General features: G+C 65.8%; 22 protein-coding genes and 1 other RNA gene. 18 read left to right on the top strand and 5 right to left on the bottom strand.

Going from position 1 to position 22,245, the window contains the following annotated elements; translation table 11 throughout:
* Positions 1-3: 3 nt before the first annotated feature.
* From LDL28_RS06200 to LDL28_RS06185, 4 genes are all read left to right on the top strand, one after another.
* On the top strand, positions 4-1,320 hold the full coding sequence (locus LDL28_RS06200) for a cytochrome c (protein WP_233057737.1): 1,317 nt from the start codon (positions 4-6) through the stop codon (positions 1,318-1,320).
* An 81-nt stretch (positions 1,321-1,401) separates the two neighbouring features.
* Positions 1,402-2,601 carry a major royal jelly family protein gene (locus LDL28_RS06195; RefSeq protein WP_233057736.1) on the top strand — a complete coding sequence of 400 codons (1,200 nt, stop codon included), beginning with the start codon at positions 1,402-1,404 and terminating at the stop codon, positions 2,599-2,601.
* A gap of 44 nt (positions 2,602-2,645) precedes the next feature.
* Positions 2,646-3,722: a quinone-dependent dihydroorotate dehydrogenase gene (locus LDL28_RS06190; RefSeq protein ID WP_233057734.1), complete on the top strand. Its 1,077-nt coding sequence runs from the start codon at positions 2,646-2,648 to the stop codon at positions 3,720-3,722.
* The gene (locus LDL28_RS06185; RefSeq protein ID WP_233057733.1) at positions 3,719-4,594 is read left to right on the top strand and encodes a TIGR01459 family HAD-type hydrolase; all 876 of its coding nucleotides are present in this window, start codon (positions 3,719-3,721) and stop codon (positions 4,592-4,594) included. Before LDL28_RS06190 ends, LDL28_RS06185 begins: the two co-directional genes overlap by 4 nt.
* An 18-nt stretch (positions 4,595-4,612) precedes the next feature.
* On the opposite strand, the gene LDL28_RS06180 is transcribed toward LDL28_RS06185, so the two are convergent.
* Complete coding sequence (locus LDL28_RS06180; RefSeq protein ID WP_233057731.1) at positions 4,613-5,197, bottom strand: YqgE/AlgH family protein; 585 nt, start codon at positions 5,195-5,197, stop codon at positions 4,613-4,615.
* A gap of 137 nt (positions 5,198-5,334) precedes the next feature.
* Between LDL28_RS06180 and LDL28_RS06175 the strand changes: the two genes are divergently transcribed.
* The 3 genes from LDL28_RS06175 to LDL28_RS06165 are packed head-to-tail and all read left to right on the top strand — an operon-like array spanning position 5,335 to position 7,616.
* Positions 5,335-6,093, top strand: coding sequence for an SDR family NAD(P)-dependent oxidoreductase (locus tag LDL28_RS06175; protein ID WP_233057727.1), 759 nt, complete (start codon positions 5,335-5,337; stop codon positions 6,091-6,093).
* Positions 6,094-6,095: 2 nt separating this feature from the next.
* The gene (locus tag LDL28_RS06170; protein ID WP_233057726.1) at positions 6,096-7,031 is read left to right on the top strand and encodes a polyphosphate kinase 2 family protein; all 936 of its coding nucleotides are present in this window, start codon (positions 6,096-6,098) and stop codon (positions 7,029-7,031) included.
* 57 nt (positions 7,032-7,088) lie between these two features.
* On the top strand, positions 7,089-7,616 hold the full coding sequence (locus LDL28_RS06165; RefSeq protein WP_233057724.1) for a hypothetical protein: 528 nt from the start codon (positions 7,089-7,091) through the stop codon (positions 7,614-7,616).
* A 25-nt stretch (positions 7,617-7,641) separates the two neighbouring features.
* On the opposite strand, the gene LDL28_RS06160 is transcribed toward LDL28_RS06165, so the two are convergent.
* The 3 genes from LDL28_RS06160 to clpS form a co-directional block, all read right to left on the bottom strand.
* Entirely contained in the window at positions 7,642-7,965 is a 324-nt protein-coding gene (locus tag LDL28_RS06160) for a YnfA family protein (protein ID WP_233059211.1), read from the bottom strand.
* Positions 7,966-8,054: 89 nt separating this feature from the next.
* On the bottom strand, positions 8,055-10,385 hold the full coding sequence (gene clpA / locus LDL28_RS06155) for an ATP-dependent Clp protease ATP-binding subunit ClpA (protein ID WP_233057722.1): 2,331 nt from the start codon (positions 10,383-10,385) through the stop codon (positions 8,055-8,057).
* A gap of 163 nt (positions 10,386-10,548) precedes the next feature.
* Positions 10,549-10,929 (bottom strand): ATP-dependent Clp protease adapter ClpS, encoded by a 381-nt coding sequence (clpS, locus tag LDL28_RS06150; RefSeq protein ID WP_025812526.1) that lies wholly within the window; start codon positions 10,927-10,929, stop codon positions 10,549-10,551.
* A gap of 312 nt (positions 10,930-11,241) precedes the next feature.
* Here clpS and LDL28_RS06145 point away from each other — a divergent pair, with 312 nt between their 5' ends.
* From LDL28_RS06145 to folB, 9 genes are all read left to right on the top strand, one after another.
* Positions 11,242-12,366 (top strand): D-alanyl-D-alanine carboxypeptidase family protein, encoded by a 1,125-nt coding sequence (locus LDL28_RS06145; protein ID WP_233057720.1) that lies wholly within the window; start codon positions 11,242-11,244, stop codon positions 12,364-12,366.
* A gap of 136 nt (positions 12,367-12,502) precedes the next feature.
* Complete coding sequence (gene map, locus LDL28_RS06140) at positions 12,503-13,312, top strand: type I methionyl aminopeptidase (protein ID WP_233059210.1); 810 nt, start codon at positions 12,503-12,505, stop codon at positions 13,310-13,312.
* Between the two features lie 20 nt (positions 13,313-13,332).
* Positions 13,333-15,093, top strand: coding sequence for a gamma-glutamyltransferase (ggt, locus tag LDL28_RS06135; RefSeq protein WP_233057718.1), 1,761 nt, complete (start codon positions 13,333-13,335; stop codon positions 15,091-15,093).
* Between the two features lie 111 nt (positions 15,094-15,204).
* Positions 15,205-15,299: signal recognition particle sRNA small type (ffs, locus tag LDL28_RS06130), an RNA gene on the top strand.
* Between the two features lie 63 nt (positions 15,300-15,362).
* Positions 15,363-17,348: a DNA polymerase III subunit gamma/tau gene (locus LDL28_RS06125; protein ID WP_233057716.1), complete on the top strand. Its 1,986-nt coding sequence runs from the start codon at positions 15,363-15,365 to the stop codon at positions 17,346-17,348.
* A 15-nt stretch (positions 17,349-17,363) separates the two neighbouring features.
* A complete protein-coding gene (locus tag LDL28_RS06120) occupies positions 17,364-17,687 on the top strand; it encodes a YbaB/EbfC family nucleoid-associated protein (protein ID WP_233057714.1) in 324 nt (107 codons plus the stop codon).
* 19 nt (positions 17,688-17,706) lie between these two features.
* Complete coding sequence (gene recR, locus LDL28_RS06115) at positions 17,707-18,303, top strand: recombination mediator RecR (protein WP_233057712.1); 597 nt, start codon at positions 17,707-17,709, stop codon at positions 18,301-18,303.
* Entirely contained in the window at positions 18,300-19,085 is a 786-nt protein-coding gene (locus LDL28_RS06110; RefSeq protein WP_233057700.1) for an SDR family oxidoreductase, read from the top strand. The genes recR and LDL28_RS06110 overlap by 4 nt, the downstream gene beginning before the upstream one ends.
* 24 nt (positions 19,086-19,109) lie before the next feature.
* A complete protein-coding gene (gene folB / locus LDL28_RS06105) occupies positions 19,110-19,511 on the top strand; it encodes a dihydroneopterin aldolase (RefSeq protein ID WP_233057698.1) in 402 nt (133 codons plus the stop codon).
* A gap of 36 nt (positions 19,512-19,547) precedes the next feature.
* Here folB and LDL28_RS06100 read toward each other — a convergent pair whose 3' ends face one another.
* On the bottom strand, positions 19,548-19,886 hold the full coding sequence (locus tag LDL28_RS06100; protein ID WP_233057696.1) for a TIGR02300 family protein: 339 nt from the start codon (positions 19,884-19,886) through the stop codon (positions 19,548-19,550).
* A 177-nt stretch (positions 19,887-20,063) separates the two neighbouring features.
* On the opposite strand from LDL28_RS06100, the gene aroA reads away from it, so the two are divergent.
* Positions 20,064-21,416 (top strand): 3-phosphoshikimate 1-carboxyvinyltransferase, encoded by a 1,353-nt coding sequence (gene aroA / locus LDL28_RS06095; protein WP_233057694.1) that lies wholly within the window; start codon positions 20,064-20,066, stop codon positions 21,414-21,416.
* Positions 21,413-22,054: a d(CMP) kinase gene (locus LDL28_RS06090; RefSeq protein WP_233057692.1), complete on the top strand. Its 642-nt coding sequence runs from the start codon at positions 21,413-21,415 to the stop codon at positions 22,052-22,054. The genes aroA and LDL28_RS06090 overlap by 4 nt, the downstream gene beginning before the upstream one ends.
* Positions 22,055-22,245: the final 191 nt, after the last annotated feature.

The raw sequence follows: 22,245 nt of genomic DNA, 5'->3' as shown, positions 1-22,245 counted from the left end.
GGGATGTGGTGGACAAAATGGGGCTGGCTCGCGGGCCTGCTGCTGGCGCTTCTGGTCACGGGCACGGCGTATGCGGCGGATGACGGCCTGCTCGCGCGGGGCGCGTATATGGCCCATGTGGCGGATTGCGGGGCCTGTCATACCGCGCCGGGTGGCGCGCCCTTTGCCGGGGGGGTGGCGTTTCACCTGCCCATGGGCACGCTGTACGCACCCAACATCACCCCCGATGCCCAGACCGGCATAGGACAGTATTCGGAGGCCGCGTTCACCCGCGCCGTCCGGCAGGGCATCCGGCGTGATGGCGCTACGCTGTATCCCGCCATGCCCTATCCATCCTACGCGCGCATGACGGATGAGGATCTGCATGCGCTTTACGCCTATTTCATGCAGGGGGTGAAGCCGGTAGCCCACCGCGTGGCGCAGACCGGCATGACATGGCCGTTTTCCATGCGCTGGCCGCTGGTTCTGTGGCGCAGGCTGTACGCGCCCGACCCGGCCGAGGCACAGCGCCAGATGCGTGAGCGCACGTTCCCCGACCCACTCGTGGCCCGTGGCAGCTATCTGGTCGAAGGGCCGGGACATTGCGGTGCCTGCCATACCCCGCGCGCCGTGACCATGCAGGAAAAGGCGCTGACGGCACTGGACGGGACGCCGTACCTGTCCGGTGGCGCGCCGGTTGATGGCTGGCGGCCCGTCAGCCTGCGTGGGGATAACCGCACCGGGCTGGGGCGGTGGAACGAGCAGGATATCGTGCGCTTCCTGGCCACCGGGCGCATGCCGCTTGGCGCGGCCTTCGGCGGCATGACCGACGCCATCGCCCATGGCACCCAGCACCTGACGCCCATGGACCAACTGGCGATCGCCCGCTTCCTGAAAACGCTTTCACCCCAGACCCCGGCGGCGCAAGGGTGGCAGTACGACCCCGCTGCCACAGCGGCCCTGCGCGCGGGCGATGTGTCCGCCCGTGGCGCGCGGCAGTATGTGGACAGTTGCGCCGCCTGCCACCGGACGGACGGGCGCGGGTATCCCACCACCTTCCCGCCGCTGGCGGGCAATCCGGTGGTCATGGATCCCACGCCGGATTCGCTTATCCGTATCGTGCTGGCGGGAAATATCCTGCGGGCGACACGCCAGACGCCTTCCGCCTTCGTCATGCCCGGATTCGCCACGCGCATGGATAATGGCGCGGTGGCGGATACCGTAACCTTCATCCGCGCGGCATGGGGTAACAACGCGCCCGCCGTAACGGCGGAAGACGTGGACAAAATCCGCCGCACGCTTTCATCAGAGCATCCGCCCCTCTCACTGCCCATGAACTGATTGTGAAGGATGCGTGCCCATCGCCTGATTGCCCCTGCCGTGGGGACGGGCATGAATTGGGGCCGCAGCACAAGGGGAGAGATGAGAATGTCCATGCACAGGCGTGACCTGCTGCTTGCAGCGCCCGCGCTGGTCGTGGGCGGCCGCGCCCATGCGGCCCAGCCCGCGCGGGAGGCCACCAATCGCGACCACGGGATCGCATCGTCCGGCCCGTTCGAGATCGTGGCCCGGTTCGACGGTCCCGGCCCATCGGGCATCGCGGTGACGCAGGGACGTATTTTCGTGGGCTTTCCCCGCCATGCGATCAATCACAAGGGCGCGACCCTGGCGGAACTGAAGGATGGCCGGCTTCACGCCTATCCCGATGCCGCCCAAAGCCTGCCATCTGACCGCCCGCCGGCCACGCGCCTCATGTCGGTGCATGGCATGACCACCGATGCACGCGGGCGGTTATGGATGATCGATGACGGCAAGCTCGCGGGCCAGCCGCTGGCGCCGGGGGCCGCCAAGATTATCGGCATCGACCCCGCGACCGATCGTGTCTTCGCCCGCATCATCCTGCATGCGCCCACCCTCCTGCCTGACAGCCACATGAACGACCTGCGTGTGGACCTGACCCATGGCGCGGAGGGCACGGTTTACGTGACCGATTCCTCCTTCGGGCTGTCACCCGCCCTTGTGGTGGTGGATGTGGCGACGGGCCGGCAGCGTCGTGTACTGGCCACCCATCCCTCCACCCAGGCCGAGCGTGGATTCATGGCGGTGGTGGAGGGGCGGCCACTGGTGTTCGCCCCCCCCGCGCATCCGCCCGCCTTCGTATCGGGCGGGGTGGATGGCATCACCCTCTCGCCCGATAGCGGCCTGCTGTATTACAGCCCCCTGACCAGCAGGCGGCTCTACGCCATTCCCACGGCACTTGTCGCCGATTTCTCCACAACCGACGCCCAGCTTGCCCGCAATATCCGCGATCTGGGGGAAAAGGGCGTGGCGGATGGTCTGGCCACCGATGCGAAGGGCCGCATCTACACCACCAATTTCGAGCACGACGCCATTTTCCGCCGCAACACGGATGGCTCGTTCGACACCATGGTCCATGACCCGCGCGTTCTCTCGCCCGATGGAATCTTTGTCGATGGGAACATGGTCTATTGCACGCTGGGGCAATGGAACCGTCTTGCCGGGTTCAATGGCGGCCATGACCTGCGCGTGCCGCCCTATTACCTGATCCGTTTCCCCACGGACGCCCCGGCGGCGGTCGACGCGATGGTGACGCCCGGCTAGTTGCCTCTTTCCCCCGCGACGGAATTGCGGCAACAATTCCCCCCATGAATATTATGTCGCGTATGATCCTGCCCCTGATGCGGCGTCTGGACCCAGAGGATGCCCATCGTATCGCCCTTGACGCCCTGCAACTCGGTCTTGGTGGCGTATCGTGTCCCGGCGCGGACGACCCGGCCCTGTCCGTGCGGGCCATGGGGCTGCGGTTTCCCAACCCTATCGGCATGGCGGCCGGGTTTGACAAGAACGCGCTCGTGGTCCGCCCGCTGGCGCGCTCCGGCTTCGGGCTGGTCGAGGCGGGGACCGTCACGCCGCGCCCGCAGCCCGGCAACCCGCAGCCGCGCCTGTTCCGGCTGACGGAAGACCGCGCCATCATCAACCGCATGGGGTTCAACAACCAGGGTATCGACCGGTTTGCCGTGCGCCTTGCGCGGCTGCACCGGGTGTCCTCACCCCGGCGCGCGCCGGGCGCGCATGTGCCGGTCGGGGCCAATCTGGGCATCAACAAGACCGGCGCCAACCCGGAGCGCGATTACCCCATGCTGGTCGGGCGGGTTAAGCATTATGTCGATTATATCGTCATCAACCTGTCATCGCCCAATACGCCGGGCCTGCGCGACCTGCTGGAGGCCACGCGGCTGAAGGGGATTCTGGACGCGATCAATACCGCCCATCCCGAACGGCCCCCGCTGCTGGTCAAGCTCTCGCCCGATATCGCGCCCGACGATGTGCCCGGCGTGGTCGAGGCCGCGATTGCAGGGGGCGTGCAGGGGCTGATCGTGTCCAACACCACCATTTCCCGCCCCGCCGGGCTGCGCAGCCCGCACGCGGCGGAAAGTGGCGGCCTGTCCGGTCGCCCGCTGCGCGCGCTGGCGCAGGACATGCTGGCGCGGGTGGCCCGTGTGGTCGATGGGCGCGTGGCGCTGGTGGCCTGCGGCGGGATCGAAACCGGGGCGGATATTCTCGACCGCGTGCGCGCTGGCGCGGATCTGGTGCAGATCTATACGTCCTATGTCTATGAGGGACCGGGCATTATCAGCCGCCTCAAGGCGGAGACCCTGCGCGCCATGCGGGCGGAAGGCTTCGAGATGCTGGCCGATGCGAAAGGCACGGCGCTTAAATGAAATGGCATGACGGGCTGGCCGACCTCGCGGATGGATATGACGGCTTCATCCTGGACCTGTGGGGGGTGGTGCATAACGGTGTCGCGCCCTATCCGGGCGTTCTGGACTGCCTGAAGCGTCTGCGCGGCAGGGGACAGCGGATCGTGCTGCTGTCCAACGCGCCACGGCGCACCGCCACGGTGGAACCGGGCCTGCACCGCATGGGGGTTGGCGCGGATCTGTATGACGCCATCATGACCAGTGGCGAATGTACGCACCGCATGCTGGCGGCGCGCACGGATCCGTGGTTCGCGGGGCTTGGCCGCCGGATGGTGCATCTGGGGCCGGACAAGGATGTGGATGTCTATACGGGGCTGGACCTTGATGTGGTCACGGACCCCGCCCGGGCTGATTTCGTACTCAATACCGGGCCGGACGCCGATCTGGGGGAAGAAGACATGACCCCCTACCTGCCGCTGCTTGAAAAATGCGTGGCCCATAAGCTGCCCATGATCTGCGCGAATCCGGACCAGCAGGTCATTCGCGGCGCCCAGCGCCTGATCTGCGCCGGGGCGATGGCAAGCTGGTACGAGGAACATGACGGCGCGGTGCGCTGGATCGGCAAGCCCCATCCGGAAGTCTATGCACTGGCGCTGTCGCTTCTGGACGTGCCGCGCAACCGGGTGCTGGCGCTGGGTGATGCGCTGGCGACCGACATGCGCGGGGCCGCAACGGTAGGGATTGATGGATGCTGGGTGCTGGGGGGTATCCATCAGGAAATGCTGGGCGGGAACTGGCAGCAGGGGCGCAATCCCGATTATGACCTCGCGGTGGCGGAAGTCGCCGCGGCGGGACTGGCCCCGGTGGCCTGCATGCCCTCGCTACGCTGGTAGGGACGGCAGGGTCGCCGTTCAGGCGTGACCCGCGGCGGCGCTGTACCATGCCGGGTCGATCCGCACGCTGGCCAGCGCCTGCCGCCATTTAGTGTCATGATCGGGGCCGAAAACGATGTTTTCGGTCGCGGGCGCGGTGATCCACGCATTGTGATGCAGCATTTCATCCTCAAGCTGGCCCGCATCCCAGCTTGCATGGCCCATGGCCAGCAGCGCATGGGCCGGGCCATTGCCATCGGCTATGTCACGCAGCACGTCTAGGCTTGCGGTCAGGGTGGTGGTGCGGTCCACCGGCAGGCTGCCATCGCCGCTCCAGTCCGATGTATGCAGCACGAAGCCGCGCCCGTTATCCATCGGCCCGCCCGCGCACAGGTTGATGCGGCGGCGTGGCGGCACGGGGGCGATGCCAAGCTGTTCAAACACATCATCCAGAACGGGTTGTGACAGGCGGCGGTTGACCACAAGGCCCATGGCCCCGTCTTCGGGGGTGTGGGCGCATAAATAGACGACACTGCGCGCGAACGCGGGATCGGTAAGCGCCGGGGTCGCCACCAGCAGGTGGCCGGTCAGGCTGCAGCCAGGAGTTGTCGTGAACGAAACCATGTACCAGCATAGAACCTGATTTGTCCTGATTTGCAACTGTTTCAGGTACTACACGGATTGGCGATTGCCCCTATCAGGCATGCGGTCGGTATGCAAGGCTGGCCCCTGACCCCATCCATGCAGGAAGGAGAATTCCGATGACGCAGATTGCATTGGTCACAGGCGCCACGGCCGGATTCGGCCAGGCGATCGCGGAACGCCTCGTACATGACGGCTACCGCGTGATTGCAACGGGCCGCAGGCAGGAACGCCTTGATGCCCTGGCCGCCCGCCTTGGCCCCGGCCTGCTTCCCTTCCGGCTGGACATGGATGACACGGCGGCGATCGCGGCCGTACCGGACAGCCTGCCCGAAGCGTGGCGGGAGGTGGACGTGCTGGTCAACAACGCCGGTCTGGCGCTGGGCATGGACAAGGCGCAGGAGGCGGACATCACCAACTGGCGGACCATGATCTCCACCAACGTGACCGGCATGGTCGAACTGACGCGCGTGCTGCTGCCCGGCATGGTGGCGCGTGACCGTGGGCATATCGTCTCACTGGGCAGCACGGCGGGGATCTATCCCTACACGGGTGGCAATGTGTACGGCGCGACCAAGGCCTTCGTCGGGCAGTTCATGCGCAACCTGCGCTGCGACCTGCTGGGCCATAACGTGCGGGTGACCAACCTTGAACCCGGCCTGTGCGGCGGCAGCGAGTTCAGCAATGTCCGCCTGCGCGATGATGCGAAGGCGGCGGCGGTTTATGAAGGAACAAAGCCGCTTCTGCCCGTCGACATAGCCGAGACGGTGGCATGGGTTCTCTCACTGCCCCGCCACGTCAACATCAACGAGATTGAAATGATGCCGACCTGCCAGGCGGCAGGCGGGCTTGCGGTCGCACGTGGCATGAAGGAGTGAACATGGCCAGCAATGATCCCGGCCGGAAACTGGCGCGCAGATTCCAGGTCACGAACGGACAGGACTTTTCCCTTTCCGCCTGTCCCACCCGTGCGGCGGAAGCCTGCGGTCTGGACAAGAAAACCGGCAAGCAACTGCTCAGGACACGCATAAACGACCTGTCCCGCCTGCAGGAACTGCTTTACGCCGAGGGGACATGGTCCCTGCTGGTGGTGCTGCAGGCGCTGGATTCGGGCGGCAAGGATGGCGTGATCAAACACGTGATGTCCGGCATCAACCCGCAGGGGGTCAGTGTCACGTCCTTCAAGCAGCCCGGCCCGGTTGAACTGGCGCATGGCTATCTGTGGCGCGAGCATCTTGCCGCCCCGCTGGCGGGCCGGATCGGGATTTTCAACCGCAGTCATTACGAGGAAGTACTGGTCACCCGCGTACATCCCGAACTGCTGGACCATGAATGCCTGCCGCCAAAGCTGCGTAAACAGCCTTCATTCTGGGAAGACCGTTATCAGGACATCAGCCATTTTGAACGGTACATGGCGCGGCAGGGTACGGTCGTACTCAAATTCTTCCTCCATATTTCCAAGGAGGAACAGCGCCAGCGTTTCCTGCGCCGTATCGACCACCATTCCAAGAACTGGAAGTTCTCCGCCGCCGATATTCACGAACGCCATTACTGGGATGATTACCAGCGGGCATATGAGGACGCGATCCGCCGCACGGCCCACCCTGACGCGCCGTGGTTTGTCGTGCCGGCGGACCAGAAATGGTTTGAACGGCTGGTGGTGATCGAAGCCATTATCGATGCGCTGGAAAAGATGGACCTGAAGGTGCCCAAGGTGGACCCCGCCATGAAGGCGGAGATGGAAAAAGCCCGCCAGCAGCTTCTGGCCGAAGCGCCCCCCACAGCGCATGGCCCCACCCACGGCCCGCTTCATTGACGGCTTCCGCCACACCCCCCAAAAGACTGTGATCCGATACACAGGGGGAATGGTCCGATGGCGGCAAGGCGGTTGTGGCGATATGGCGTGATGGGACTGATGGCGGTCATGGCCGCGCAGGCGATGCCGCCATCAGCCGCTCAGGCCCGGAGCCGGAGCCATGCGCGGGGTGAAGCGCAGCACGGGCAACCCGACGTCGGCCACGTCCCGTTGCAATGCGACAACCCTAAATTCTTGTCCGATGTGGAGATGGCGGAAAGCACGACCGGCTACCATGCCGACCGGGTGGAACATGTGTGTGGCCGCGTCATCGCGGTCTCGCAGGCGCGGCGCACACGTAGCGGCTGGCATGGATATTTCTATGTCGATACCGGCAGCGGTGTTTCCATCCGCATCGTATCCGATCTGGACCGGATGTCGGCCCCCGCATGGCCATGGGTGGCCAAAGGGGACCGGGCCGATGTGCTGGGACGGTACTACTACGACAGCCCGCGAAGTCAGGGCATCGACTGGACCCACCATGGCACGGGCCGTAACTGGCCGGTGGAGGGTTACGTCGTGATCAACGCAAACCGATACCAGTAGGCGGTCTTTTGAAAAAAAGCGGCTTCTATCCGCGCGGGCCCAGCAGGATAATCGCGGCCCCTATGATACAGATCACGGCGCCGGTCATGTCCCACCGGTCGGGCGGCTGTCCTTCCACCAGCCATGACCAGATCAGGCTGGCCGCGATATAGACGCCGCCATAGATGGCATAAGCCCGGCCCGCGTTATCCGCCGGGCTGAAGGTCAGCAACCACGCGAACAGCACAAGGGAGAGACAGCCCGGCACCAATATAAGCGCCGGCCGCCCCAGACGCATCCAGGCCCAGAAACAGAAACAGCCACCAATTTCAGCAAAAGCGGCAGGAATATAAATGGCGGCGGTAAGCATGGAATCCTTCAGGCCATGGAATAGGGAACACCATAAGAAAACAGGGGTCATTTCTGACCCCTGCTTCATTGTTCCGATGGATGTTTCCGTCAGTCGGCGGCTTCCGCCTCGCGGGTGCTGTCTCCTTCATCCCCTTCGGCGGATGCATTTTCCGCCTGCGAGATATATTCGAAGTCAAGCTTGCCATCCTTGAGCGAAATCTTGGCGACTCCCCCTTTGGTCAGCTTGCCAAACAGCAGTTCCTCGGCCAGCGGCTTCTTGATGTGTTCCTGTATGACCCGGCCCAGCGGGCGTGCGCCATACAGGCGGTCATATCCACGTTCCGCCAGCCATTCGCGCGCGGCGGACGAGATTTCGATCATCACGTTCCGGTCCGCCAACTGTGCTTCAAGCTGGAAGATGAACTTCTCCACCACCCGGTCCACCACTTCGGGCGACAGGTTGGCGAAGGGAATGATCGCATCGAGCCGGTTGCGGAACTCGGGCGTGAAGATGCGCTTGATGGCGTCTTCATCATCGCCCTCGCGCGATGTCCGGCCAAACCCGATCGCTTCCTTGCTCAGGTCGGCAGCGCCCGCGTTTGTCGTCATGATCAGCACGACATTGCGGAAATCGACCGTCTTGCCGTTATGGTCGGTTAGCCGCCCATGGTCCATGACCTGCAACAGCACATTGTACAGATCCTGATGCGCCTTCTCGATTTCATCAAGCAGCAGGACCGCATGCGGGTGCTGGTCGATGGCGTCCGTCAGCAGTCCACCCTGATCGAAACCGACATAGCCCGGCGGCGCGCCGATCAGGCGGGAAATCGAATGGCGCTCCATGTATTCCGACATGTCGAAGCGGATCAGCTCGATACCCAGCGTGCTGGCAAGCTGCTTGGCCACTTCCGTCTTGCCGACACCCGTGGGGCCGGAGAACAGGTAGTTGCCAATCGGCTTTTCCGGATCGCGCAGCCCGGCGCGGGACAGCTTGATCGCGGCCGTAAGGGTCTCGATCGCCTTGTCCTGCCCGTAAACCATGCCCTTGAGGTCACGTTCGAGCGAACGCAGGGTTTCCTTGTCATCGGTGGAAACGCTCTTGGGCGGAATACGGGCGATCTTCGCCACGATATCTTCCACATCCTTCAGGGTCACGGTCTTGCGGCGGCGGTTTTCAGGCACCAGCATGCGCGAGGCCCCGACTTCATCAATGACGTCGATGGCCTTGTCGGGCAGCTTGCGGTCATGGATGTATTTGGCGGAAAGTTCCACCGCACCCCGGATCGCGTCATCGGTGTAGCGCACCTTGTGGTGCTTTTCGTAATTGATCTTGAGCCCGCGCAGGATCTTGACCGCATCATCGACCGAGGGTTCCGCCACGTCGATTTTCTGGAACCGGCGTACCAGTGCGCGGTCCTTCTCGAAGTGCTGGCGGTATTCCTTGTAGGTGGTCGATCCCATGCAGCGCAGGGTGCCCGCCGCCAGCGCGGGCTTGAGCAGGTTGGACGCGTCCATCGCGCCGCCCGATGTCGCCCCCGCGCCGATGACGGTGTGGATCTCGTCAATGAACAGGATGCTGCCGGGGTTGTTGTCCAGTTCGGTCACGACCGCCTTCAGCCGTTCCTCGAAATCACCACGGTAGCGGGTGCCCGCCAGCAGCGCGCCCATGTCCAGTGAATAGATGGTGGCGTTGAGCAGCACCTCCGGCACGTCGCCTTCGACAATGCGCTTGGCCAGCCCTTCGGCGATGGCGGTCTTGCCCACGCCCGGATCCCCCACATAAAGCGGGTTGTTCTTGGTGCGGCGGCACAGGATCTGGATGGTGCGCTCGATTTCGGAGTCGCGACCGATCAGGGGGTCGACCTTGCCGTCCAGCGCCTTCTCGTTGAGGTTGGTGCAGTAGGTGGACAGCGCATCCTGGTTCTTCTGGCTGGCCTTGCCGCGTTCCTCGCTTTCCGCGCCGTCGGGCGTGCTTCCGGCAACGGGGCGGCGCGTGGAGCGGTCCGGGGCCTTGGCGATGCCGTGGGAGATGAAGTTCACCGCATCCAGCCGCGTCATGTCCTGCAGTTGCAGGAAATAGACGGCATGGCTCTCGCGTTCGGCAAACAGGGCGACGAGTACGTTCGCCCCCGTCACCTCATCGCGCCCGGTGGACTGGACGTGAATGGCGGCGCGCTGGATCACGCGCTGGAAAGCCGCCGTCGGCTTGGGATCGACCGTGCGGTCCGCGGCGAGTCCCGCCAGATCCTTGTCAAGGAAGTCGGTGAGGTCAGTGCGCACCTTGTTCAGGTCCACCCCGCAGGCGCGGAACACCGTTACGGCATCCGGGTCATCAATCAGTGCGAGGAGGAGGTGCTCAAGTGTTGCATATTCATGCCGACGATCGCCGGCCAATGTCAGCGCACGGTGAAGCGTCTGTTCAAGATTACGTGACAACATGCCGAGACGCTCCTTTTCCAAGAGGGGCCATCGTGGCCCCGGAGATCATAACCGGTAGGTCAGGACAATCCTTGCCCTGTTGTGGTGGAAATGCCAGCACAAAATGCCATGGAACGCGATCGCATCGCGACGGGGGCTGTGAGTGGGACGTGTCCGTGGTGTTTCAGTCCTTCTCTATCGTGCATTGCAGCGGGTGCTGGTTCTGGCGGGCCAGATCCATCACCTGCGTTACTTTGGTTTCCGCCACCTCGTACGTAAAGACCCCACAGACTCCAACGCCGCGTTTGTGAACATGCAGCATGATGTCCGTCGCCTCCTCGCGGTTTTTCTGGAAAAAACGCTCCAGCACATGCACCACGAATTCCATGGGCGTGTAGTCATCGTTCAGCATCAGCACCTTGTACATCGCCGGTTTACGGGTCTGTGGGCGGGTGCGGATGACAACATCGATCATGCCGTCATCATTGCCGGGTGGCGAATCCTGCCCGCCATTGCGGCGTGGCGGCGTATTGCCCCCATGTCCGCGCGGACGGAAGCTGTCCATGCCGGGCTGCGGCACGGGGTGGGGCAGGGAGGGTCGAGCAATAGCAGACATGACAGTTACCATATTGGAACTTTGCCGCTGGTTGAAAGGGGGCGCATGGGGTGGCGGAAGGATTTTTTGCACCCTGCCCGCCAGCACCCCGTGCTGGCGTTAACGCGGGCGGAACATCAAATACGCTCTGGACGGACATAAAACCTTTCTTTTAGTATGGTTGCAGCCACGCAACCCATGACTGGATGGAGGGGTGCCGGATAATCACCGCGCGCCCGGAAGCCGTATGATGATTATTGCACGCGCAGGTTTCACCATTCCATGAGCCGTGTCTTCGCCGCCTGCCTTGCGCGCATGAAGGTTACAGCCGCTGTCGGGCTGGTGATCGGGTGCGGTGGCATGCAGGCCGCCCGCGCCCAGTATGTCGGGCAGGTCAGCACCATCGTGGTCGATGCCCGCAGCGGGGCCGTCCTGTCCCAGCAGGATGCCGACCTGCGGCGCTATCCCGCCAGCCTTACGAAACTTATGACGCTTTACCTGGCGTTCAAGGCCGTGCGGACGGGGCAGGTCTCGTTCGATCAGGTCATGCCGGTTTCGGTCCATGCGGCCGCCATGGAACCCTCCAAACTGGGCCTGCGCCCGGGTTCGCACCTGACGGTGGAGCAGGCTGTGCTGGCGCTCGTCACCAAATCGGCCAATGACGCCGCCTGCGCGCTGGGTGAATTCCTGGGCGGCGGGGACGAGACCCGCTTCGCCGCGATGATGACGCGCGAGGCCGGTCGCCTTGGCATGTACGACACCGTGTTCCGCAATGCGTCGGGCCTGCCGAATCCGGAACAGATGACATCGGCGCGCGACCTCGCCACGCTGGCGCGGCACCTGATCGTGGATTATGGCGAGTATTATCACTACTTCGCGGTGCCCGGATTCTATTTCCATGGCCGGACCGTGCCCAATCATGACCCCATGCTGGGCGCCTATCCCGGCGCCGACGGGCTGAAGACGGGTTATACCGACGAAGCCGGGCATAACCTGGTCACCTCGGCCATGCGCGATAATGTCCGGCTGATCGGCGTGGTCATGGGGGCGACCTCCAACAACCGCCGCAACAGGACCATGGCGTCCCTGCTGGACAGCAGCTTCCAGGCGGAAGGCGTGGCCCCGGTTCCCGCCGGCCGGCCCGCGATGCGCCCGCTGCTGCTGGCGCGCGCCACGACGTCGTCCGCTTCGGCGCGCCATGGGCTGCGCCTTGCCTCCGCCCGGCTGCATGGTGGCGCGGACCAGGTCGCGGCCTTCCCGGCCATTCCGGCGGCCTATGCGCGGCTCCGGCGCGGGCATGGGGCGGTCGTGCATGCGCATCCGGCCCCGGTGCGGGCGCATGTGCATCTGGTGGGTATGGGGCGTGTGGCCCATGGCGTGCACAGCCATGCGAAGGCCCGAAGCTGACAGCCGCTATCCGGCGCTGTATAGGAAGCCCGTTATCCATCCGGCGCGGCTGACGGGCGGGTCAGGCAGGTTCCTGGCGTCCCTTGCATGACCGCGGGCGGATGGTCATGTGTCGAGTACAGGAAAGGATAACGGCATGGAAGGCGATATGCACGGCGGCGGGGTGCAGCTTCACGCCCCGGAAGATTTTGCCGGTATGCGTGCGGCCGGGCAGCTTGCCGCCCGCACGCTGGACATGATCACGCCGCATGTGCGTGAAGGGGTGACCACGGGCGAACTCGACAGGCTGATCCATGACTTCATGCTGGCCAATGGCGCGGTCCCGGCAACGCTGGGCTATCGTGGCTATCCGGCATCAAGCTGCATCTCGATCAACCATGTCGTCTGCCATGGCATTCCGGGCGACCGGGCGCTGAAGGATGGCGATATCCTGAATATCGACGTCACCGTCATCCTGGACGGCTGGTATGGCGATACCAGCCGCATGTACACGGTCGGCAATATTTCCATCAAGGCGCAGAAGCTGATCGAGGCGACATACCGGGCGCTCATGCTGTCCATCGAGGCCGTGCGGCCCGGCGCCACGCTGGGTGACATCGGGCATGTGATCCAGACCTATGCCGAAGCACGCCGTTTTTCGGTGGTGCGGGATTTCTGCGGCCATGGAATCGGCCGCACCTTCCACGCGCCGCCCAACGTGCTGCATTATGGCCGCCCCGGTGAGGGGCTGGTGCTGCGCCCGGGCATGTTCTTCACCATCGAGCCCATGCTCAACATCGGCCGTCCCGATGTGAAGATCCTTGATGACGGGTGGACAGCCGTCACCCGCGACCGTTCCCTCTCGGCCCAGTTCGAGCACATGCTGGGTGTCACGGAAGAAGGGTGCGAGGTCTTCACCCTTTCCCCCGCGGGCTTGACCTGCCCGCCCTATCCTCCGGTGGCCTGAGACCAGCGGGGCCGGAGCTTTTGCGTTATCGAACCCTCTTTCTCGCCATCCTTGGCCTGAGCCTGCCCGGTGGCGTTCGGGCGGCGGCGCCACCGGACCCGCTGGCGTTCGAGACGACCGCCGCCGGCCAGCCCGTCGCCCTGGCCCCCGTGCCGGGCCGCAATGGCATGGTGGTCAGCGCGCAGGACATCGCCTCCCACGTGGGGGCGGGTATTCTGGCCCGTGGCGGCAACGCGGTGGATGCGGCGGCGGCGGTCGCCTACGCGCTGGCGGTGGTTTACCCCGCTGCGGGCAATATCGGCGGTGGGGGCTTCATGACGCTGCGCACGCCGGACGGGCAGGTCAGCTTCGTGGATTTTCGCGAACATGCCCCCGGCGCGGCAACGCCCACCATGTATCAGGACGCGGCGGGGAATGTCATTGCCGGGGCTTCCGTCACGGGGTGGCGGGCCGTGGCCGTTCCCGGCACCGTGGCGGGCATCGAGCAGGTGCATGACCGCTGGGGCAGCCTGCCGCGCGCGACGGTGATGGCCCCGGCCATAGCACTGGCGCGCGATGGCTTTGTCCTCAAGCAGAGCGATGTGGATCTGCTTCATACCTCCACGGCGGCTTTTGCGCGCGATCCCTATGCGCGCAAAATCTTCCTGCATCCCGATGGCTCGCCCCTCGTGGCGGGGGACCGGCTGGTACAGGCGGATCTGGCCCGCACGCTGGAGCGGATTTCACGCCGTGGAACCCGCGCCTTCTACACGGGGCCCATCGCGCGCGAAATTGTCCGGGCCAGCACGAAGGGCGGCGGCATTCTCGCCCGCCGGGATTTTGCCGACTACCATACCCGTGTCATGACGCCGCTGGCGTGTGACTATCACGGCTACCACATAGATACCGCGCCGCCGCCCAGTGGCGGCGGCATCGCGCTGTGCGAGATGCTGAACATCCTGTCGGGTTACGATATGCACGCCCTTGGCCTGCATACGGCCGCCAGCGTGCAGCGCATGCTCGAGGCCATGCGCCATGCCTATGCCGACCGGCAGGCGCTGGGTGATCCGGCCTTTGTCAGCAATCCGGTGCAGCACCTGAACGACCCGGCCTACGCGCGCGAGATCCGCCGGTACCTGCCCCCTGGTCACGCGCTTCCCTCCGCCAGCCTGCGCCCCGGTGCGCCCGCCCCGGAAAAGGAGGAAACCACCCATTATTCCATCGCGGACGCAAACGGCATGGCCGTGGCCGTGACCTATACCCTCAATGGCTGGTTTGGCGCCGGTGTCGTGGCGGGGCGCACCGGCATCGTGATGAATGACGAGATGGACGACTTCTCCACCCGTCCCGGTGCGCCGAACATGTTCGGGATCGTGGGAAGCGCGGCCAATGCGATCGCCCCGGGCAAGACGCCGCTTTCGTCCATGGCGCCGACCATCGTCTCGCGCGGGGGGCGGCCGGTCATGGTTCTGGGCAGTCCGGGTGGGTCGCGCATTCCCACCATCATCCTGTCCGTCCTGATGGGGGTTGTCGATTACGGGCTGGATGTGCAGCAGGCGGTCGACCTGCCCCGCATCCATGAACAGTGGCAGCCCGATGTGGTGGAGGTGGAGCACGGCGCGCTGTCGCCCGCCGTCACCCATACGCTCACGCATGAAGGATACACCATACGCGAACACGCGCCGTGGGGGCTGGCGGAAAGCATTCTGGCAGGTGGCCCGCGTATCGGGCAGGCCAGCACCATGCGCTATTATGGCGGGGCCGACATGCGCCACCGCTCCGGCGCGGCGGTGGGGGAATAGGGGGCGAATCGCCATGCATGGGACATCCCCGTCCGGTCCCCAGCGGGGGGATGCGATTTTTTGTCCGGCCCCCTTGTGCATGGGGCGGGTGTATGTGTTAGAACCCGCTCGGGAGATCGGTTGTAGACGGATACCTTGCTAACCTGGTCAGGTCCGGAAGGAAGCAGCCATAGTGAGTTTCGTCCGGGTTATGGCCGGTCTTCCACCCACAGTTTCCGTGTCGCCACCGCGTCTGGCGCGATGGCCACTTCTCCAGCCCGGATGCATCAATGACCGTCCCGTCGGATCAGGATCGTTCCGAGGAGGCCGGGCTGCCTGCGCCGCCCGCAGATGGCCCCGGCCTGTTTGGTGACGCACCGCAGCCATCCGTGGCGTCCGCCACGCCCTACCGTGTGCTGGCCCGCAAATACCGCCCCACCACATTCGATGACCTGATCGGTCAGGAAACCACCGTCCGTATCCTGCGCAACGCCTTCGCGCTGGGCCGTGTCGCGCATGCCTTCATGCTGACGGGCGTGCGTGGCGTGGGCAAGACCACCACGGCGCGCATCATCGCGCGCGCGCTCAACTGCACCGGCCCTGACGGCAATGGCGGCCCCACGGCCGACCCGTGCGGGGTCTGCCCCAACTGCGTCGCCATCCTGGCCGACCGGCACCCCGATGTGCTGGAAATGGACGCCGCCTCGCGCACCGGGGTGGACGACGTGCGCGAAATCATCGAGGCGACGCGTTTCCGCCCCATGCAGGGGCGCATGAAGGTCTTCATCATCGATGAGGTCCACATGCTTTCGCGCAACGCGTTCAACGCGCTGCTCAAGACGCTGGAGGAACCGCCCGCGCAGGTCACCTTCATCTTCGCGACCACCGAACTGCGCAAGGTGCCGGTGACCGTCCTGTCGCGGTGCCAGACCTTCGCCCTGCGCCGCGTGCCGCAGGTGATGCTGGCGGCGCATTTCGACCGGGTCGCGCAGGCCGAGCATGTCCGTTTCGCCCCCGATGCGCTGTCGCTTATCGCGCGCGCGGCGGACGGGTCGGTGCGTGACGGGCTGTCGCTGCTGGACCAGGCCATAGCGCAGGGCACGCTGGATGGGGAGGGGGGTACGGACGCCGCCCCCATCGGCATGGATCTGGTGGCCGACATGCTCGGCCTGGCCGATCGCGGGCTGGTATTCGACCTGCTCGACGCCGTGCTGGGGGGCAGGCCCGACCGCGCGCTGGACATCACCACGGATGTGTACGAACGCGGTGGCGATCTGGGCGTGCTGCTGGGCGACATGCTTGAACTGGTGCATACCGTCTCCCGCATCAAGGCGATTCCGGCCCTGCGGGACAATCCCGAACTGCCCGAAGCCGAGCGCCAGCGCGGCGCGGCGTTGGCCGAACAGGTGCCCGTGCCGGTGCTGGGGCGGACATGGCAGATGCTGCTCAAGGGCCTGGCGGAGGTCGAGCAGGCCCCCGACCGCAGGCAGGCGGCCGAAATGATCCTGATCCGCCTGTGCTACGTGGCGGACCTGCCACCGCCGGGCGATCTGGTGCGCAAGGTGATGGGCCAGGACGCGGCAGCCGCGCCCCTGCCGGTTTCCACGCCTGCGCCGAACGGAGCGTCGGGCGTGCAGGGCGCCGGGGCGCTTTCCCCCGCACTGCCCTCTGGCGGCGGGGATGGGGAGCGTTCCATCCGCATGGTGGCCAATGGCGGCATGCGGGTGGCGGACGTGCCCCGCCCGGCGCCGCAGGCCACGCCGCAAACCGTACCCGAAGCGCAGCCTGTCGTACCGCCGCGTACATGGCGCGAAGCCGTGGCGTTCGTGTCCGGTCGCGACGCCATGCTGCATGGGCATCTGCGCCACGCCACGCATCTGGTCGCCTTCGCGCCGCCGCTGATCGAGATTCGCGTGGAGCGCAACAGCCTGCCCGGTCTTGCCCGGCGGCTGGAAAGCCTGCTGCGCGAGGGCACGGGTGACCCGGCCTGGCAGGTGCGCCTGTCCGATGCGCAGGGTGAGCCGACCCTGGCCGAGCAGGGGGCGGAGATCATCCAGCTTCACCGTGCTGCGGCGGCGGCCCACCCGCTGGTGCAGGCGGTGATGGAGGTCTTCCCCACCGCCCGGCTGGGAGAAGTCACGGATCACGCGCTTGATGATTACGGCCTGCCGCCCGAGGAAATGGCGGGTGGCACATTGGCCCCGGATCTCGAATTCGCGCCCCTCGATGCCGATCTGGTTGATGAGGACGATCTGGATACCGACGATTTTGCCTGAGGAGGAATACGAAACATGAAAAATCTTGCCGGCCTGATGAAGCAGGCCACCCAGATGCAGGCCCGCATGGAGGAAATGCAGGCCAAGCTCGAAGCCATGACGATCGAGGGCAGTGCCGGCGCGGGCATGGTCACCATCACCATGAACGGCAAGGGCGACATGAAGGCGATCACGATCGACCCGAAGCTGGCCGACCCGGCGGAAATGGAAATGCTTCAGGATCTGATCCTTGCCGCCAGCGCCGATGCCCGCAAGAAGCTGGACACCACCGCCAGCGAGGAAATGAAAAAGGTTACCGGCGGCCTGAGCCTGCCCGGTGGGATGAAATTCCCGTTCTGATCCAGCGCGCGGGGGAACCATGAGCGGCAGGGGTGAAATCGACCGGCTGGTGACCCTGCTGGCGCGCCTGCCGGGGCTGGGGCCACGTTCGGCCCGCCGCGCGGCGCTGGCCCTGCTGCGCCAGCCCCATGCGCGCATGCTGCCATTGGCCGAGGCGATGGAGCAGGCGGCGCGCGCCGTACGCACATGCTCGGGCTGCGGCAATCTGGACACCTCCGATCCCTGCGCCATCTGCGCCGATCCCGCCCGTGATGACGGGCTGGTCTGCGTGGTGGAAAACGTGGGCGACCTTTGGGCGCTGGAGCGCGCCGGGGTGCATCGCGGCGTCTATCAGGTGCTGGGGGGGACATTATCGGCCCTGTCCGGCATCGGGCCGGATGACCTGAACGTACAGCCCCTGTTCGACCGCATCGCGGCGGGCGGCGTGCGCGAAGTGATCCTTGCGCTGGGTACGACGGTGGAGGGGGCCACCACCATGCACTGGCTGCACGAAAGGCTCGCGCGTTTTGACGTGCAGGTCAGCCGCGTGGGGCAGGGCGTGCCCGTGGGGGGCGCGCTGGATGTGCTGGATGACGGAACCCTTGCCGCTGCCATCATGGCCCGCAGGCCCGCATGACGGCCACCATGGCATGGCCCGTGCCCGCCGCCATGCCGCGCGTGGCGCTGGTTACGGGCGGGGCCGCGCGGCTGGGCCGGGCGATCGCACTGGAACTGGCCCGCGCGGGTTTTGACATCGCCCTCCATTATAACGAATCCGCTCCGGCTGCGGCGGAAACCGCGGCGGAAATCCGCGCCCTTGGCCGCCGGGCGGAACTGTTCCAGGCCGATCTGTCGCATGAACATGCGGTACGTGCCCTCATGCCATCGGTTACAGGGCGCATGGGGGCGGTGGGCGTGCTGGTGAACAATGCCAGCGTGTTCCAGCGCGATGAATGGGACACCGCCACGCGCGCAGGGTGGGATGCCCATATGGAGCCCAATACCCGCGCGCCCTTCGTGCTGATGCAGGACTTCGCCCATCAGCTTCCGCCGCAGGCAAGTGGCATGGTGCTGAACATGCTTGATGAGCGGGTGTGGTCGCTGACCCCGCATTTTGTCAGCTATACGGTTTCCAAGGCGGCGCTGTGGACCCTGACGCAGACCATGGCGCTGGCGCTTGCCCCGCGCAATATCCGCGTCAATGCGATCGGCCCCGGCCCGGTCCTGCCCACACCCAGGCAGACGGCGGAACAGTTCGCGCGGCAATGCGCGGCGGTGCCGCTCGGTCACGCCGCCACACCCGATGAAATCGCCCGCGCCGCGCTGTCGCTGCTCTGCCTGCCTTCGGTCACCGGGCAGATGCTGGCCCTTGATGGGGGGCAGCACCTGCAGTGGAGTCCCGCGCGCCCACCGGCCTGAAGGCCTCAAACCACCGGATTCGCCATGTTTATGCTGCCCCCCTGGAACGACCCCGTGCCGTTACGCTGCCTGTTCGTGCGCAACATGGTGCTGGATGCCCGCATCGGCGTCTTCGCGCATGAGCAGGGGGTGACACAGCGCATCCGCGTCAACGTCGCGTTCGGGGTGCCCGATGACCTGACGCGGGATGTGGGGGCCGATGAGCTTGCGCGCACGGTTTCCTACGAACGTGTCGTATTGCTGGTCCGTGAACTGGTGGCGCAGGGGCATGTCGGGCTGGTGGAAACGCTGGCCGAGCGAATCGCCGCCGCCGTGCTGGCGGAACGGCGGATTCGCGTCACGCGCGTACGGGTCGAGAAGCTCGATATTTTTGACGACGCCGAATCGGTCGGTGTCGAGATCGAGCGTCGCAATCCCGCCGCCTGATGCGGGCGGCCCGGCGCAGGGTCCGGGCCGGGCGTATCAGTTGTCGTGATCTTCCTTGTCGGTTTTCACGTCGATATCGGCGCTGCTGATGTCGTCATCGTCGTCATCATCCAGCCCGGCGTCATCGGGCAGGACATCATCGGCGTCCTCGTCCTCATCCGTGTCCAGATCGACATCGACATCGTTGTCGAGTGCGTCTTCACTCGTCTTGGGCTTGGATTCGGGGGCAGCTTCCACCGGGCGGCGCACGCGGGGCGCTTCCACCGGCTGTTCCGCTCCGCATTTCGGGCAGACGGCCGGATTGCGGTTGAGATCGTAGAAACGGGCGCTGCAGGAGACACAGACACGCTTGGTGCCGAGGTTGGGCTGAGCCATCTTGAACCTGTCGATCCTGTTATAATGATGAATGAAGCCACAATAGCGGGACGTGGCAAAAGGCGCAGCCCCATGCCAGTTTGCGCGTATAATGTCAAACGCCGGGTTCGCGCCGGTGCCATAATCATGCCGATCCGAGATTGACTTTGCCACCCGGAATACGGAATTGGATGCGTTATGAAAACCGATCATGTCCAATCTTCCGTCCGCGCGCTGACGGTTCATGCCCCGCGTGCGCCCCTGTCCGGTTCGATCAATGTGCCAGGTGACAAATCGATCAGCCACCGTTCCCTGATGTTCGCGGCCCTTGCCCGCGGGACCACGCGGATCACGGGCCTGCTGGAGGGCGAGGACGTACTGCGCACCGCCGACGCCATGCGTGCGCTGGGCGCGGCCATTACCCGCACCGGCGCGGGCGCATGGACGGTGGAGGGCTGTGGCCTGGATGGCCTGCGTGAACCCGGGGATGTGCTGGACATGGGCAATTCCGGCACGGCGGCGCGCCTGCTGTCGGGTATTCTGGCCAGCCATGGCTTCACCTCCGTCATGACGGGCGACGCCAGCCTGCGTGGCCGCCCGATGAAGCGCGTCACGGACCCGCTGGCCGCGACGGGGGCCACTTTCCTGTCGCGCCAGGGCGGGCGCCTGCCGCTGGCCATCGCGGGGAACGCCAACCCGCCGCCGCTGTCCTACCGGCTGCCGGTGGCGTCAGCACAGGTCAAGTCGGCGGTGCTGCTGGCGGGCCTGAACGCCGTGGGGGAGACGCGGGTGGAGGAGCCGGTCGCGACTCGTGACCATACCGAAAACATGCTGCGTCATTTTGGCGCGGACGTGCGGGTGGAACCCCTTGGCGCGGGGGGGCGGGTCATCACGCTCCAGGGGCGTCCCGATCTGGTGGCGCGCGACATCGTGGTGCCGGGCGATCCGTCTTCCGCCGCCTTCGTGCTGGTGGCGGCGCTGCTGGTGCCGGGGTCGAAGGTAAGCGTGCGGGGCGTGGGCCTGAACCCGCTGCGGACCGGGCTGTTCACCTCGCTGCGTGAAATGGGCGCCGATCTGGTCATCACCAACGAACGCGTGGAAGGTGGCGAGCCGGTGGGCGACATCACCGCCACCGCCGGCGCGCTGCATGGCGTGGATGTCCCGGCCACGCGCGCGCCCTCCATGATCGATGAATACCCCGTTCTGGCGGTCGCGGCGGCGCATGCCACCGGGCAGTCGCGCTTTCGCGGGCTGGAGGAACTGCGCGTGAAGGAAAGCGACCGTCTTTCCGCCACCGTCGCCCTGCTGGAAGCCAATGGCGTCCGTGTCGAGGTGGTGGGGGACGACATGATCGTGCATGGCACGGGGGGCGCCATTCCCGGCGGCGGTCTGGTCAAGACCCGCATGGACCACCGCCTGGCCATGAGCGCCATCGTGATGGGCCTGGCCGCGGGCCGGCCGGTCAGCGTGGATGACACCGCGTTCATCGATACGAGCTTCCCCGGTTTCGTCACCCTCATGAACAGCATCGGCGCAGGGCTCGGGGCATGACGCGGCGGCTGGTCATTGCGGTTGATGGCCCTGCCGCGGCGGGCAAGGGCACGCTGGCCAAGCGGCTGGCGGCGGCGCTGGACCTGCCTTACCTGGATACGGGGCTGCTCTACCGCGCGACCGGGCGGCGGATGATCGACGCCGGGCTTGACCCCGCGCACGCCCCGGCCGACGCCTTCGCCGCGACCGTCGGGCTGGAGGATCTGCGCCGCACCGACCTGCGCGTGCCCGAAGTGGACCGCGCCGCCAGCCTTGTCGCGGCCCAGCCCGCCGTGCGGCGCGCGCTGGTCGACCTGCAACGCCGCTTTGCCGGGGTGCATGGCGCGGTGCTGGACGGGCGCGACATCGGCACGGTCATCTTCCCCGATGCCTCGGTCAAGCTGTTCATCACCGCGTCCCCCCGCACCCGTGCCGAGCGGCGGTGGGAACAGCTCGCCACCGACCCCGACGCACCGGATCGCGAGGCGCAGATTACCCGCGTGGAGCAGGAGATCGTCGCGCGTGACGCGGCGGATTCCAGCCGCAGCGTCGCCCCCCTGTGCGTGGCGCGCGACGCCATACGCATCGAGACGGACAGCCTCACCGCCGACGAAGTCCTGTCCGAAGCCCTGCGTATCGTGGCCGACATGACGCGCTAGCGCGCTTTTGTGCGGGAACTATCCACCCCGGGCATGGTTTTTATTGACACACGCCACCCATAGGGTGTCTGTGCACAGCGGTATATGCCCGGCATCCGTGTGTTGCGGGGCATGACATCAACAACTGGCCCGTCTGGCGAGCCACGACCGTGTCGTGGCGTTTACGCGGGGCAAGCCGTTCCCATGCCCCG

It is taken from the genome of Komagataeibacter sp. FNDCR2 (assembly GCF_021295395.1).
In the GTDB taxonomy this organism is placed as follows: Bacteria; Pseudomonadota; Alphaproteobacteria; order Acetobacterales; family Acetobacteraceae; genus Komagataeibacter.
This window is presented reverse-complemented; position numbering and strand designations above follow the sequence as displayed.